General features: G+C 29.0%; 19 protein-coding genes. 4 read left to right on the top strand and 15 right to left on the bottom strand.

Translation table 11 applies throughout. The annotated features are described in order from the left end of the window. The first annotated feature begins 205 nt into the window (after positions 1 to 205). On the top strand, positions 206 to 541 hold the full coding sequence (locus ACYUCG_RS03700; protein WP_415319067.1) for a DNA-binding protein: 336 nt from the start codon (positions 206 to 208) through the stop codon (positions 539 to 541). A 46-nt stretch (positions 542 to 587) separates the two neighbouring features. Here ACYUCG_RS03700 and ACYUCG_RS03695 read toward each other — a convergent pair whose 3' ends face one another. Further along, complete coding sequence (locus ACYUCG_RS03695; protein ID WP_060796957.1) at positions 588 to 1,160, bottom strand: hypothetical protein; 573 nt, start codon at positions 1,158 to 1,160, stop codon at positions 588 to 590. A gap of 127 nt (positions 1,161 to 1,287) precedes the next feature. Between ACYUCG_RS03695 and ACYUCG_RS03690 the strand changes: the two genes are divergently transcribed. Further along, positions 1,288 to 1,446, top strand: a complete 159-nt coding sequence (locus tag ACYUCG_RS03690; protein ID WP_155642217.1) for a hypothetical protein — start codon at positions 1,288 to 1,290, stop codon at positions 1,444 to 1,446. A gap of 99 nt (positions 1,447 to 1,545) precedes the next feature. On the opposite strand, the gene ACYUCG_RS03685 is transcribed toward ACYUCG_RS03690, so the two are convergent. The 7 genes from ACYUCG_RS03685 to ACYUCG_RS03655 all read right to left on the bottom strand — a co-directional run bounded on the left by ACYUCG_RS03685 (position 1,546) and on the right by ACYUCG_RS03655 (position 7,688). After that, positions 1,546 to 2,340, bottom strand: coding sequence for a GNAT family N-acetyltransferase (locus tag ACYUCG_RS03685; RefSeq protein WP_060796265.1), 795 nt, complete (start codon positions 2,338 to 2,340; stop codon positions 1,546 to 1,548). A 108-nt stretch (positions 2,341 to 2,448) separates the two neighbouring features. After that, a complete protein-coding gene (locus ACYUCG_RS03680; RefSeq protein WP_139933292.1) occupies positions 2,449 to 3,297 on the bottom strand; it encodes a 4-hydroxy-3-methylbut-2-enyl diphosphate reductase in 849 nt (282 codons plus the stop codon). A gap of 1 nt (position 3,298) precedes the next feature. Next, positions 3,299 to 3,952, bottom strand: a complete 654-nt coding sequence (gene cmk, locus ACYUCG_RS03675; RefSeq protein WP_078234322.1) for a (d)CMP kinase — start codon at positions 3,950 to 3,952, stop codon at positions 3,299 to 3,301. A 121-nt stretch (positions 3,953 to 4,073) separates the two neighbouring features. Continuing rightward, positions 4,074 to 5,294: a BaiN/RdsA family NAD(P)/FAD-dependent oxidoreductase gene (locus ACYUCG_RS03670; protein ID WP_139933291.1), complete on the bottom strand. Its 1,221-nt coding sequence runs from the start codon at positions 5,292 to 5,294 to the stop codon at positions 4,074 to 4,076. Between the two features lie 219 nt (positions 5,295 to 5,513). Beyond that, positions 5,514 to 6,389: a MurR/RpiR family transcriptional regulator gene (locus ACYUCG_RS03665; RefSeq protein WP_003449332.1), complete on the bottom strand. Its 876-nt coding sequence runs from the start codon at positions 6,387 to 6,389 to the stop codon at positions 5,514 to 5,516. A gap of 31 nt (positions 6,390 to 6,420) precedes the next feature. Beyond that, positions 6,421 to 6,972: a tRNA 5-(aminomethyl)-2-thiouridylate-methyltransferase MnmM gene (mnmM, locus tag ACYUCG_RS03660; protein WP_283682401.1), complete on the bottom strand. Its 552-nt coding sequence runs from the start codon at positions 6,970 to 6,972 to the stop codon at positions 6,421 to 6,423. Between the two features lie 5 nt (positions 6,973 to 6,977). Next, the gene (locus tag ACYUCG_RS03655; RefSeq protein ID WP_460268156.1) at positions 6,978 to 7,688 is read right to left on the bottom strand and encodes a pseudouridine synthase; all 711 of its coding nucleotides are present in this window, start codon (positions 7,686 to 7,688) and stop codon (positions 6,978 to 6,980) included. 216 nt (positions 7,689 to 7,904) lie between these two features. On the opposite strand from ACYUCG_RS03655, the gene ACYUCG_RS03650 reads away from it, so the two are divergent. Further along, complete coding sequence (locus ACYUCG_RS03650; RefSeq protein ID WP_283682399.1) at positions 7,905 to 8,723, top strand: TIM barrel protein; 819 nt, start codon at positions 7,905 to 7,907, stop codon at positions 8,721 to 8,723. A 57-nt stretch (positions 8,724 to 8,780) separates the two neighbouring features. Here the strand turns inward: ACYUCG_RS03650 and ACYUCG_RS03645 are convergent, their stop codons facing one another. Further along, positions 8,781 to 9,017 (bottom strand): hypothetical protein, encoded by a 237-nt coding sequence (locus ACYUCG_RS03645; protein WP_060796271.1) that lies wholly within the window; start codon positions 9,015 to 9,017, stop codon positions 8,781 to 8,783. A gap of 125 nt (positions 9,018 to 9,142) precedes the next feature. Between ACYUCG_RS03645 and ACYUCG_RS03640 the strand changes: the two genes are divergently transcribed. After that, the gene (locus ACYUCG_RS03640; protein ID WP_003470407.1) at positions 9,143 to 9,532 is read left to right on the top strand and encodes a PadR family transcriptional regulator; all 390 of its coding nucleotides are present in this window, start codon (positions 9,143 to 9,145) and stop codon (positions 9,530 to 9,532) included. 96 nt (positions 9,533 to 9,628) lie between these two features. Here the strand turns inward: ACYUCG_RS03640 and ACYUCG_RS03635 are convergent, their stop codons facing one another. The 6 genes from ACYUCG_RS03635 to fabF are packed head-to-tail and all read right to left on the bottom strand — an operon-like array spanning position 9,629 to position 14,838. Next, complete coding sequence (locus ACYUCG_RS03635; protein WP_060796272.1) at positions 9,629 to 10,444, bottom strand: acetyl-CoA carboxylase carboxyltransferase subunit alpha; 816 nt, start codon at positions 10,442 to 10,444, stop codon at positions 9,629 to 9,631. Further along, positions 10,437 to 11,315, bottom strand: a complete 879-nt coding sequence (gene accD / locus ACYUCG_RS03630) for an acetyl-CoA carboxylase, carboxyltransferase subunit beta (protein ID WP_060796273.1) — start codon at positions 11,313 to 11,315, stop codon at positions 10,437 to 10,439. Before accD ends, ACYUCG_RS03635 begins: the two co-directional genes overlap by 8 nt. After that, the gene (locus ACYUCG_RS03625) at positions 11,308 to 12,660 is read right to left on the bottom strand and encodes an acetyl-CoA carboxylase biotin carboxylase subunit (RefSeq protein WP_060796274.1); all 1,353 of its coding nucleotides are present in this window, start codon (positions 12,658 to 12,660) and stop codon (positions 11,308 to 11,310) included. Before ACYUCG_RS03625 ends, accD begins: the two co-directional genes overlap by 8 nt. 11 nt (positions 12,661 to 12,671) lie before the next feature. After that, positions 12,672 to 13,091 carry a 3-hydroxyacyl-ACP dehydratase FabZ gene (fabZ, locus tag ACYUCG_RS03620; protein ID WP_060796275.1) on the bottom strand — a complete coding sequence of 140 codons (420 nt, stop codon included), beginning with the start codon at positions 13,089 to 13,091 and terminating at the stop codon, positions 12,672 to 12,674. A 2-nt stretch (positions 13,092 to 13,093) separates the two neighbouring features. Next, positions 13,094 to 13,585, bottom strand: a complete 492-nt coding sequence (gene accB, locus ACYUCG_RS03615; protein WP_060796276.1) for an acetyl-CoA carboxylase biotin carboxyl carrier protein — start codon at positions 13,583 to 13,585, stop codon at positions 13,094 to 13,096. An 11-nt stretch (positions 13,586 to 13,596) separates the two neighbouring features. Beyond that, positions 13,597 to 14,838: a beta-ketoacyl-ACP synthase II gene (gene fabF / locus ACYUCG_RS03610; protein WP_060796277.1), complete on the bottom strand. Its 1,242-nt coding sequence runs from the start codon at positions 14,836 to 14,838 to the stop codon at positions 13,597 to 13,599. Between the last annotated feature and the right edge of the window lie 14 nt (positions 14,839 to 14,852).

Genomic DNA, 14,852 nt, shown 5'->3' with positions numbered 1-14,852 from the left:
TAAATCAACAATATTATTTGCAAATCAAAAAAAATATTCTTTTAAAGCATTTCAATATTTTTACATATACCCACTTGAAATATGAAAATATAGGAAATATAATGAAAATATAGGAATTAAAGAGGTGTATGAATATGAATAACTTTGAAAAACTTTATACTATTGAAGACATAGCAAAGATGACTAGACTTACTTCACGTACCATATGAAGGATATTGAAAACTTTTTTGATAACAGTAAATCTCAGGAAGAGGTAAGATCTACCCAAAATAATGAAGTACTTGATTTTTTAAAAGGGAAAAATTTAGATTCACAAAAAGAAGTACAAATCTGTACTATAATAGACCTTCATTGTAAAAATATATTAGAAGGAAAAGAATTATCTAAAAAATTAATTACAATAATAAATGAAGATGAAGAGGCTGTTAAAAATGGTGCCAAGTTTTCTTATGAATATATAATAGAATCTTCCAAAGCACGTTTTACTTTATTCGGAGATCCTGAATTCATAATAAAAACATTAAAAACCCTTGAAAAATAGAAAAATAACCTTTGGATATTCCAAAGGTTATTTCTTTATTTAAAATTTATTTTATTATATCAAATATATATTTTTTGAAATCTTCAAAAGACATCTTTTCTATTGAAGCTCCCTTATTAACTTTTCCAGTAGCAAAATCATATGATGCTGATCCATAGTTAAAAGCTGGGCTACCAACTATAAAGTTACTTCCTGGAGTTCTGTATGTAACCTTACATCTTAAGATATCTTCACAAAAGTTTAAAACTTCTAAATAATCTTCTAAATGTTTTTCAGAAATCATATTAACTATAAATGAGAATAATTGATATCCTCCTAATAATTGTTGCATTCTTCCACCATGCATATTAAAGATTTTATCTGTACTGTAGAAATACTTCATATCCTTATAAGTTAATGTTTTAAATTCACTATTTATCTCTAAATCTTTTAAATCAATTTGTTTTAAATCCTCTTCAATATTTCCCCACTCAATTGATTTTGGCGTAGCATTATTATGCACTGTTTGAGTAAATTTCTCTATTGCATTGTCCATATATTTATTAACTGTAACTACTTGATCATTTATGTAGACAGTAAATTCTCCATTTTCATATACTAAGCTAATTTTATTTTCCATAAAAAAGCACTCCATTCTTTAATTAATAATAATTATTATATAATAATAACCCAAATTTGTCTATATTAAAATCTTTATTAACTCCTAAATAAGATTTTCTAAAGTTGTTAATACTAGTAAGGAGGAGGTGAATACTATGTATGATTTAAAAGAACTAGAGCAAAATCAATCAAATCAAGAAAAAACTAGCATAGAAATAAGCGATCGTGCTTATTATAGTAACCATTTAACAGATAGTGTATTCAAAACTAAAATATCCTATGTACCAACAGATTCTCTTTTATAAACTTAATAATAAAACTTACAAAGCTATTATGAGAAAATTTAGATTTTCCTCCTAATAGAGTTTGTAAGTTTTATTAAGAATTTATTTTTATATATAATTTTATCCTAATAATTCATATATGCTTATTTCAGAATCCTCTTCAAAACCAGTCTTTTTATATAAATTTATAGCATTTATGTTATCTGACTTAACTTTTATATATACTTCCTTCAATCCTTTTATCTTAGCCTGATTTAATATGTGTATAAGTAAAGCTTCACCATATCCTTTACCTCTAAACTCTTCTATTATTCCAAAGTTAGCAATAGTGTACTTATCCTTTAAAAGCAATATTTGACCATAACCAATTATAATGTCATCCTTCAACTCAAAAAATGCTAAATCTTCTAAAAAAGCTTTTCTATTACATTCATAAACAATATCTTTTGTTTTTAGTGGAATTCTATTTTCTTCATAAAAGATTTCATTTTGCACTTTACAACGAATACTTTCATCTCTCCCTTTTACAAAAGGTGTGAAAGTAAAGTTTTCATTATTCTTTTTATTAAACTTAGAAATATCTATCTTTAACATTATATTAGAAGCCCTCTTTTCAAACCCATACATTTTCAAATCAATTCCCTCATCTTCTTTTGCAGTTTCATATATATATTTACTTATATTAAACTCTGAAAAAACACTACTTTCTTCAGGAATACTTCTCATTCTACCTATCTTAGTAATTTTTTTTATATATGCATCAAAGTTTGCTACATAATCTATTTCCCAAAGCATATAAACCTCATTTTTATAAGTTACTTTGACAAAATAATTAGTACATAGCCTTTTTAGTGATAAATTTAAAATTTTTGCATATTTAAAATAATCCCACAAATTAAATCTAACTATATTCATACTACTACTCCTAAAACTTCGTCATATATTATAGTATAAAACAATTCCCAGTTTAATACCAGTAGTACAAAATAATTATGAATTAAATTGCAGGATTACATTTAAAAATTATAATTCTTTAATCTTAGAAATCACTTCATTTATTATCCAATCTGGAGTTGAAGCCCCAGCAGTAATTCCTATAGTTTTAACACTTTCATCTTTTAATAGGCTTTCATCTAGTTCTTTAACATTTTCTATATGATAGCTCTTAGGACATTCCTTTTTACATATTTCATATAGTTTTGTTGTATTAGAACTATTCTTTCCACCTATAACAAAAACTAAATCAGCCTCTTTTGAAAGTTCTTGTACACTTTTTTGTCTAACATCAGTGGCTGAGCAAATAGTATTGAAAGCAACTATTTCCTTACTTTCTCTTACTATTTCATTTAAAACCTTGTTCCAAGTTTCTTTTTTCTCTGTAGTTTGTGAAACTACACAAACCTTTGCTGGAATATTTTCAAGTTCTGCTTTTCCATTTGTTATTATGGCAGAATCATTACACCAGCCATTAATTCCAATAACTTCTGGGTGATTTTCATCCCCAACAATTATTATCTTATACCCTTGCTCATAACATTTTTTAACTTTTAGTTGAATATTAGTTACATATGGACAAGTTGCATTTTTAACAATTAAACCCTTGTCTGTTAAATCTTTTATTACACTTTCTTTAACTCCGTGGGATCTTATAAGTACAACATCCCCCTTTTTTAAAGAATTAGCATCTGAAAGTTCAATTGCAAATATATCATTATCCTCTAAATAATTAACAACATCATTGTTATGAATAAGTGGTCCTAAAGTATATATTTTCTTTCCAAATTCTTTTTGATATTTTATAGCTTCATCAACTGCTCTTTTTACTCCAAAGCAAAAGCCGGCATTTTTAGCTAAAATTACGTTTCTTTCCATATTATTTCTCCATGTAGCTAGATATCTTTTCAACTACTCCCATTATACCTATGCCAGTAGTATCAATTTCAATAGCATCCTCAGCTTTTCTTAAAGGATCTACTTCTCTATTAGAATCTATGTAGTCTCTTTTTATTATATCTTGTAATATTTCATCATAATTAACTTCTACGCCTTTTCCCATAAGCTCTTTGTATCTTCTATCTGCTCTTTCTTCTGGGCTAGCAGTTAAGAAAAATTTGAAATTAGCATCTTTTAATACAACTGTTCCAATGTCTCTTCCATCCATTATTACACTATATTTTAAGGCCATTTTTCTCATAAGATTAACTAATCTTTCTCTTACTTCTCTTATTGAAGCATAAGCTGAAACATTTTTACTTATGTTAGGCATAGTTATTAATGAGTTTATATTTTCTCCATTTAATATAAGCTCATCATTTTCAAAATGCATATCCATTCCATCTATCATAACTAATAATTTATCAACTTCTTCAGCTGAAATATTATTTTCTAAGGCTTTTAAAGTAACAGCTCTATACATAGATCCTGTGTTTATATACATTAAATTAAATTTTTCTCCTATTATCTTAGCAATAGTACTTTTTCCAGCTCCTGCTGGTCCATCAATAGCAACTGTAATTAGTTTATTCATAATTCTTAAGTCCTTTCTCATAAAAACATTGTAAAATTTATACTCTCTTTAAGTTTACTATAAAGTTTCTATTAAACTAACTAAAATTTTTATTAACTTTATAGCAACTATAATTTTAAAATTAAATTGATTTTCCTGCTAAATATCCTGTTGATAAGGCTATTTGAACATTATATCCCCCTGTAAAGGCATCTACATCTATAACTTCCCCTGCAAAGTAAAGATTATCTACAATCTTTGATTTCATTGTTGAAGGGTCTATTTCTTTAGTTGAAACCCCGCCAGCAGTAACAATAGCTTCTGCTATATCTCTTAAGCCTTTTACTGTAAAAGTTAAATTCTTTAATAGATTTAATAATGTTCTTCTCTCTTCCTTTGTTATAGAATTTACCTTTTTATTTTCATCTATTCCAGATAACTCTATAATAACAGGTATAAGTTTTTTTGGAAGAAGTTCATCTAAAGAATTTTTAAAATCCTTATTTAAATTCTTTTTAAAATCCTTTTGAATCCTTAAATCTAACTGTTTTTCCTCTAAGGCAGGCTTTAAATCTAGAGAAATTTCAAATCTCTCACCATCTTTTATGAATCTACTACCACTTAAAACAAGAGGTCCTGATATTCCAAAATGAGTAAATAGCATCTCTCCCTGCCCACTATAAACTACTTTAGAATTCTTTTTATTCTTTATTTTAAGCTCTATATTTCTAAGAGATAGGCCCTGTAATTCACGAACCCATGACTCTTCTATTTCTATAGGTACTAAGGATGGTTTTGGTTCTACTATAGAGTGACCCATCTTTTTAGCTAAATCAAATCCTATTCCAGTTGATCCAGTAAGAGGATATGACTTACCTCCAGTTGTTATTATAAAATAGTCACCCTTAACCTTTGAACCATTTTCTAAAATAACAGCTTCTATTTTATTGTTATTAAAAATAACATCTTTAACTTTACTATGTAATCTTAAGTCTACTCCAGCTTCATTTAACCCCCTTGATAATCCACTTATTATATCTGAAGATTTATCTGAATTTGGGAAGACTCTTGATCCTCTTTCTACCTTTAATTTAACTCCAGCATTTTCAAAAAAGTTCATTACATCAATATTAGTATAAGTATATAATGCACTATACAAGAAATGTGGATTTCCTGGTATAAAATCAAAAAATTCACTTATATCCTTTGCATTTGTTACATTACATCTACCTTTACCAGTAATAAATAGCTTTTTTCCTATTCTTTCATTACCTTCTAAAAGAATAACTTCATGATTTTCTGCTGCAGATATTGCTGCCATCATCCCTGCTGGACCGGCGCCTATAACTATTACTTTAGCCAATTTATCAGCTCCTTAATTTAATTGAATCAAACTAATAATAAACTTTATTAAATGCATTTGTCAACAAATGCATTTCTTTAATATTCTATGTAATTTCGAAAAATGAAGCTATATAAAGATATAATTTATGAGACTTATAAATTATATAATATAATAAAATTTATTCTCTCTATATCAAAATAATTTATATGTTCTTTATACCTTTATACAGCTTTTTTACTAAGGTTCTATATTATTTTTGTTATATGAATAAACATTGTAGTCTTTCCATATCTTTTCTAACTCACTAAATGTTGATGTTATCTTTTCTTTTTCTCTTATACCAACAGCTATGATTAATGCATTTATTACACTTAAAGGTGCAACTAATGAATCTACAAATGAAGCCATATTACTTTGAGCTATAAGTGTATGATCAGATTGAGATGCTAAAGGAGAAATTAAGCTATCTGTAATAGAAACTATCTTAGCATTTCTAGTTTTAGCAAATTCTAAAGCATCTATTGTTTTTAATGCATATCTTGGGAAACCTATACCTATAACTAAGTCGCCTTCCCCTAAGTTAAGCATTTGTTCAAAAGTATCGCTTATTCCATTTGAAATTACTCTTACATTATCTAATATTAAATTTAAGTAAAAGCCTAAAAATTCTGCAAGAGCAGTAGAACTTCTAAGTCCTATTATATATATTCTTTTAGCTTTGAATATTTCGTTTACCACTTCATCAAAAGTTTTATGATTTATCTTTTCTAACGTTGCTCTTATATTTTCTATATCCGCTTTTAAAACTCCCTTTAAAGCATTTTCTTCACTTATAAAGTCATTAGATAACTCTAATCTCTGAACAGATGTTAACTTATTCTTTATTAATTCTTGAAGTGCTTTTTGTAACTTTGGATATCCTGAGAAACCAAGCTCTGTAGCAAATCTAACCACTGTAGATTCACTTACTCCAACATTATTTCCTAATTTAGCAGCAGTCATAAATGCAGCCTTATCATAATTCTTTAATATATATTCAGCTATAAGCTTTTGTCCTTTACTAAGCTTTGGAAACTTAACTTGAATTAATCTCATTAAATCTTGACTTTCCATTTTAAAAATCCTCTCTATACTTACTTAAATCTTATTTAAACTTCTTTTCAATAACAACTAAAGAAGGTGCACTCTTAGCTCTGTTTGTAAATTCTGTATGTAAAACACCATATTTATTTTTAGGTAATTTACTTGTAAACTGAAGTACGGCATCTTTCTCTTTTTTACCTTCCTCATGTCCACTATAAAGGGCTATTATCATTAACCCATTATCACCTAATAAATATAATCCTATTTCTATACTTTTTAAAGTACTATGTGCAACTGTAGTTACTTCCTTATTATTACCTGGAAGATATCCTAAGTTATAAACTATACAATCAACATTTTCTTCTTTTATGTAGGTTTCAAAGTTTTCATGTGAATCTAAAATTACTTCAACATTTTCTTTATTCTTTGATTTATATGAATTTACTGCCTCTTCTTGTATATCAAAGGCATATACCTTTTTAAATAGTTCACTTAAAAAATCGCAATCATGGCCATTTCCTAAGGTAGCATCTATTGCTATATTCTTATGTTCTATGAAAGAAGTTATTATATTATGATATATATTACTTACATCAGATACATATTTAAACATAATTACTATAGAGATTTTATATAATTCTCTTCTGAACTACTTAAATATCTCCATTCTCCTTTCTTTAAATTCTTTAAAGTCAAGCTTCCAATAGCTTCTCTTTTTAAAGAAACAACTTCATGATTAAAGACTGCACACATTCTTCTTATTTGTCTATTTTTACCTTCATGAATGATTATTTTAACTTTACAGCTATTTGTGTATTTTTCTAGTAACTCTATTTCACACTCTGCTGTTTTATAATCTCCTATATCTACGCCTTTTCTAAATTTATTCATTTCTTCCTCTGTAAAAATTCCTTTTACTAAGGCAATATATTCTTTATTTAAATTAACTCTTGGATGTATTATCTTATTATATACATCTCCATCATTAGTTAATAAAAGTAATCCTGAACTGTCATAGTCAAGACGGCCTATAGGATATATTCTTTCATTAACCTTTACTATGTCTAATATGGTCTTTCTATTTTTTTCATCTTTATTTGTTGTAACATATCCTTCAGGCTTATTTAGCATTATATAAACTTTATTTTCTTCTGGACTTATTACTTTATTATTAACGCTAACAACATCTACTGATGGCTCAACCTTAGTTCCAAGAGAGTCAACAACAATGTCATTAACCTTTACTTTTCCACTGCAAATTATTTCTTCACATTTTCTTCTTGATGCTACTCCACACCTTGCCATGTATTTTTGCAATCTTTCTTCCATTTTTCACACTCCATATGATAGTTTCTATTAATAATTTTAAATAACTATGGGGTAAAATGCAATATTTATTTCGAATAATTGCATTTTTTCTGAAAAAAACTTAAAAAATCATCTATAAATTAATAAGATTGCTAGATTATAATTCATATTAAATAATAATTCCTTTCTATTGAACAATTCCTAGTATTTTGCTATACTTTAATAAGAGGTGATAACATGGAAAAACTTTTATTTGGAATTTCAGGTTTACCAATAGGTGAAGAAGGCCAGAAATTCAATTACGCAACAGGAATTGAATACTTAAAAAAAATAGGACTAGAAGCTATGGAGCTTCCTTTTGTTAGATCCGTTAATGTTACAGCTAAAAACAGAGATAAAATAATAGAGGCTAAAGAAAAAAATGATTTTTATCTTTCAGCTCATGGTTCTTATTTTATAAATTTAAATGCTGAAGAAGAGGAAAAGAAAGAAAAATCTATTGAAAGAATACTTAAAGGTGCCGAAGCATTAAAAAGTGTTGGAGGTAGAAGCTTAGTATTCCATCCAGGATTTTATTTAAAAGCCTCAAAAGAAGAAGCTTTAGCAGAAATAAAAAGAAACTTAAAGAAACTACCTTATGAGGGTGTAGACTATAGATTAGAAACTACAGGTAAGGGTACTCAATTCGGAAATCTACAAGAATTAGTTGATATATGTAAAGAGGTGCCATCTTGCAAATTATGCATTGATTTTTCTCATATACATGCTAGAGGAATTGGTGCTTTAAAAGAATATAAAGATTTTGCTGAAATTTTAGAATATATAAAAGATAATTTAGGAAATGAAGCCTTAGAAGATTTACATATTCATATGTCTGGAATCCACTACACAGATAAAGGTGAAATAAACCACTTACCTTTTTTAGAAAGTGATTTTAACTTTATTGAATGCTTAAGAGCACTTAAGGATTATAAAGTTAAAGGGTGCATAATATGTGAAAGTCCTCTTTTAGAAAAAGACGCTTTATTATTAAAAGAAACTTATGAAAAATTATAAGATAGGAGAAAATCTCCTATCTTATACAACTAATTTATATTACAAATTAGATACTAATTAAAACCAGCCTCCGCCACAGTTTCCAAAACCGCCACAGCCTAATAGAAGAAGCCAAAGTAAAGGAAATCCTCCACAAGCTCCAAATCCACAATTACCAAATCCTCCGCAATTGTTGAATCCACCACAGTTTCCAAAGCCACCACAGTTTCCGAATCCACAGCAATTATTTCCGCATCCACATCCACATGAGTTTCTTCTACAAGAATTGCATGAGCAACAACATTTTCTTGACATAATAGTCCACCTCACTTCTTTTGTATAGTACAGTATATTCAAGAAATCACAAATTGTTAATTACTTTTTGGAATAAATTGAGTTATACTTATAATATAAAATGTAAAATTGGAGGTGAAGTTTTTTTGGATAGAAGAACTCGTATGGTTGCACCAAGAAATATTATAAACGCAAAACAATTATATTCTTTTTATGTGCTAAAAGAACTTTCAAAGGGACATGAGGTTTTTGGTAATAAAGTTTTAGAAGCTTTTAGAGATGAATTTTCTAGTGCTCCTCTTCCATTCCCAGTATCATCTAGTACAATTTATGATACGCTTTATGATTTAGAGCAAAAAGGCTTAGTTACAAGCTATTGGATAGGGGATGACTTTATAAATAAAAGAACAAAAAAGATGTATAGAATAACAGATGAAGGTAAAGAGTATTATAAACTTCACGTAGCTGATTATGTAGATGCTTTAAGGAAAAACAAGTCAATAATAGATATACTAATAAAAATGCTTACAAACTAAATTTTAATCCTCTCTTTAAGTAAATATTAATTTAAAGATGAATTAATTTTAATAAAAAACACATGAGCTTAAACTCATGTGTTTTATTTTATATAATTATAGATTATTTTCTATATTTCTATATTTATTGTATCTTTCATTTAATAAGGTATCTAAATCTGTACCCTTCATTTCACCTAAGGCTTCTAAAATTGTCTTCTTAATATTTTGAGCCATTTTACTTGGATTTTTATGTGCTCCTCCCCTAGGTTCTTTTATTATTTTATCTATTATATTAAAGCTTTTTAAATCCTGAGCAGTTATTTTCATTACACTAGCAGCTTCCTCAGCTCTAGAAGAATCCTTCCATAATATAGAGGCAAATCCCTCTGGAGATAGTACAGAATAAATAGAGTGTTCTAGCATAAATACTTTATCTGCAACAGCTAAGGCTAAAGCACCACCACTTCCACCTTCTCCAATAACTATTGATATTACAGGAACCTTTAATCCCATAAGTTCAACTAAGTTTTGAGCTATAGCTTGCCCTTGTCCTCTCTCTTCTGCACCTATGCCACAAAAAGCTCCTGGAGTATCTACAAAGCAAATAACAGGCCTTTTAAATTTTTCTGCTTGTTTCATAAGTCTTAATGCTTTTCTATATCCTTCTGGGTGAGGCATACCAAAGTTTCTTTTTATATTTTCCTTTGTATTTTCACCCTTGCATATACCTATAACAGTAAAACTTAGATTATTTAAAAGAGCTATTCCTCCTATTATTGCTTTATCATCCCCAAAGTTTCTATCACCATGTAACTCTATAAACTCATCAAATATTTCATTTATATAAAATTTTGCATTAGGACGATTAGGATCTCTAGCTATTTTTACTTTATTCCATGCATCTGCTGTTCTTATTAGTTCTCTACTCATAATCCACCTCATGCATTCTTAAAAGAGAAGTTATTATTTGTTTTAAATCTTTTCTTTGTACTATCTTATCTATAAATCCTTTTTCCAATAAAAATTCTGCAGTTTGGAAATCATCAGGCAATTTCTCATTAATAGTTCCTTCTATTACCCTTCTCCCTGCAAAACCAACTAAACATCCTGGCTCACTTAATATGATATCGCCTTCCATGGCAAAGCTAGCAGTTACCCCACCAGTAGTGGGATTTGTTAATACTGTAATATATAATAAGTTCTCCTGACCATGTCTATAAATTGCTCCACTAACCTTTGCCATTTGCATAAGAGAATATATTCCCTCTTGCATTCTTGCTCCACCAGAGCAAGTAAATATTATTAAAGGAAGCCTATTTTTAGTTGCATATTCAATGGCTCTAGTAATCTTTTCACCAACGGCAGTTCCCATACTTCCCATCATAAAATTAGAATCCATTACGCAAAGAACTACTTTTCTCTGAGCAATATAAGCTTCTCCTGTTACAACTCCTTCAATAACATGACTTTTCTTTTGATATCCTTTAATCTTCTCTTCATATCCATTAAAATCTAATGGATTTTTTCCAACCATTTTTTTGTTAAACTCAACAAAACTATTTTCATCTGTTAAATATTTAATTCTTTCATATGCTCCTAGCTTAAAATGATGACCACAATTAGGGCACACATTAAAATTTTCTCTTAAATCTTCAGTATATAAGATTTTTGCACACTTTTCACACTTGCTCCACATACCAGAGGGTATATTTGGTTTTTCATCTTCATTTAATTCAGTATCATTTAATTCAACTGAACTAACAGTTATATACTTTCTTTTATTTAATAAATTCTTAATCATACTTATTCACCAACTTTTCAGATAAAAATGAAGTATTATAAGTACCATTTTTAAAATCTTCATGATCCAATATTAAAAAGTGATAGTCTATGTTAGTTGTTATACCATCAATAGCAAATTCATCTAAAGCCCTTTTCATTTTAGAAATTGCCTCTTCTCTATCTTTACCATGAACTATTAGCTTACCGATCATTGAATCATAACAATGGGGTATCTTATATCCAGAGTAAATTGCTGTATCTAAACGAACTCCAAATCCACCAGGGAAATTAATTTCCTTTATTAGGCCAGGACATGGCATAAAGTTTTTACTTGGATCTTCAGCATTTATTCTGCATTCTATGGAATGACCATTTATCTTTAAATCATCTTGAGTTATTTCTAACTTCTTACCAGATGCAACTTTTATTTGTTCCTTAACAAGATCAATACCTGTTATCATTTCAGTTATAGGATGTTCAACTTGTATTCTTGTGTTCATTTCCATAAAATAAAATTCACCATTTTTATCTAATAAAAATTCAATTGTTCCAACATTGCTATAGTTTACAGCTTTAGCTGCTCTAACTGCAATCTTACCAAGTTTATCCCTTTGTTCATCACTTAAAATTGATGAAGGAGCTTCTTCTAAAACTTTTTGATTTTTTCTTTGAGCTGAACAATCTCGCTCAAAAAGGTGAAGGGCATTTCCATGCTTATCGCATAATAATTGTACTTCTATATGTTTAGGCTTCTCAACAAATCTCTCAATGTAAATTTTATCATCACCAAAGTTTGCTTGAGCCTCTGATTTAGCTGTGTTGTAATTTGAAATAAAATCTTCTTCTTTATAAACTATTCTTATTCCTTTTCCACCGCCACCTGAGGATGCCTTTACTATTACAGGGAATCCTATTTTTTTAGCTATCTTTAAAGCAAACTCTGGACTTTCAATTTCACCTTCATATCCAGGTACAACAGGAACATCAGCTTTTTTCATTATTTCTCTTGCCATAGCTTTGTTCCCCATAAGTTCTATAGCTCTCCAGTTAGGGCCAATAAACTCAATATTACACTCTTCACACATCTTAGCAAATCTTGGATTCTCAGATAAAAAACCAAATCCAGGATGAATAGCTTCAGCCCCTGTTAGAACACAAGCACTTAATATATTTTGAATATTTAAGTAACTTTCTTTAGAATTCCATGGACCTATACAAACTGCTTCATCAGCTAACTGCACATGTAGTGCATCTTTGTCTATTTCAGAATAAACAGCTACAGTAAGAATTCCTAATTCTCTACAAGCACGTATTATTCTAACAGCTATTTCACCTCTATTTGCTATTAATATCTTTTTAAACATAATTAAATCACCTAACCTATTGCAAACATAATTTCTCCAGAACAAGCGATTTTTCCATCTACAGTAGCTGTAGCTTTACCAAATCCAATGCTTCCTCTAAGTTTTATTATTTCAACTTCAAGTCTTAGAGTATCACCTGGTAAAACTTGCTTTTTAAATCTAAGTTTATCTATTCCTGCAAAGAAAGGAGTTTTTCCTTTAAACTCTTCTTTATTTAACATTGCTATAGCGCCTGCTTGAGCTAAAGCTTCAACTATTAAAACCCCTGGCATTACTGGATAATCAGGAAAATGCCCTTGAAAGAAAGGTTCATTTATTGTTACATTCTTATATGCTACAACTTTACTTTCAGTTATCTCTTCTACTTTATCAACAAGTAAAAAAGGATATCTATGAGGAAGTATTTCTTTAATCTCATTTATATTCATCATAATTATGCTCTCCTAACCTTAAATAAGGGTTGACCATATTCAACCATATTTCCATTTTGAACTAATATATCAACAATTTCTCCAGATACTTCACTTTCAATTTCATTCATAAGTTTCATTGCTTCAACTATACATAAAACATCTCCTGAAGAAATTTTGCTTCCTATAGAAACATAACTTTTTTCTCCAACTCCAGGTGATTCATAGAATGTACCTACCATAGGTGAAGTAACTAAGTATAAGTCTTCATCTTGAATTATATCTTCTTTAGGCTGTGATTTGACTTCCTCAACCTTTGAAATTGATTCATTTTTTTCTTGTGATATATCAGTTTTTTCTGTTTCTTCTAGATTTGAAGCTTTCTTTTCTTCTACTAAATTTCTAGTTAGAGATTTATCCATCTTTATATATGAATTATCTACTTTAACCTCAAAATAAGCAATATTAGAAGAATCGATTTTATCTATAAGCTCTTTAATCTCATTAAGATTCATAATTTCAACTCCTAATCCCACTTTTTAAATAATAATGATGCGTTATGACCACCAAATCCTAATGCATTATTGATTACATAATTTAATTCTGCTTCTCTACCTTCATTTACAACATAATCTAAATCACAATCTTCATCAGGAACTTTATATCCTATTGTTGGTGGAATAAATCCTTCTTCTAAAGCTTTAACACATATTACTGATTCTATAGCTCCAGCTGCACCTAACAAATGACCAGTCATTGATTTTGTTGATGAAACTGGTATATCATAAGCTTTTTCACCAAAACATCCTTTAATAGCTAAAGTTTCAAATTTATCATTTAAAGGAGTACTTGTTCCATGTGCATTTATATATGAAATTTCATCCTTATTTATTTTTCCTTCTTCTATAGCTGCTTCTATAGCTCTCTTAGCTCCATCACCTTCTGGATCAGGTGAAGTTATATGATATGCATCACAAGTTGCACCATATCCTATAATTTCTCCATAGATTCTAGCACCTCTTTTTTGAGCACTCTCTAAACTTTCTAATATTAATATTCCAGCGCCTTCTCCCATAACGAATCCAGATCTTTCTTTATCGAAAGGTATTGAAGCTCTTTTAGGATCATTATTAGTATTTAATGCTTTAAGATTGGTAAATCCTGCAATGGCAGCTCTAGTTATAGAAGCCTCTGATCCACCTGAAATAACTATATCTGAATATCCATGTTTTATACTTCTATAAGCTGCACCTATAGAGCTTACCCCTGTAGCACAGGCAGTAACTAGTGATTCACATACCCCTTTTGCTCCATACTTAATAGCAATATTTCCAGCAACTAAGTTTATTATTCCTGATGGAATTGCGAAAGGTGACACTCTATTTGGTCCTTTTGTTAATAAAACATCAAATTGTGCTTCTAAGGTACCATATCCTCCTATTCCTGAACCAACTATAACTCCTACTCTATTTGGATCTACATTTTCATCATTTAAATCTAATTTAGCGTCTTTCATTGCCTCTTCTGTAGCTGCAAGAGCAAAATGAGTAAATCTATCTAAACGCTTAGCTTCCTTTTTATCTATAAAATCCTCTGCATTAAAGTTTTTAACTTCTCCTGCAATTTTAACTTTATAATCACTGGCATCAAATAAAGTTATTTCATCAATTCCACAAACACCTTTTTTAGCATTAGTCCAAAATTCATTTACATTGTTTCCAATTGGTGTAATTGCTCCTAATCCCGTTATAACAACTCTGTTTTCCATAATAATAACTCCTC

This window comes from Clostridium sp. CTA-17 (assembly GCF_054767895.1).
Note: the sequence above shows the minus strand (reverse complement) of the source record. Positions and strands in the feature narration are given on the sequence as shown.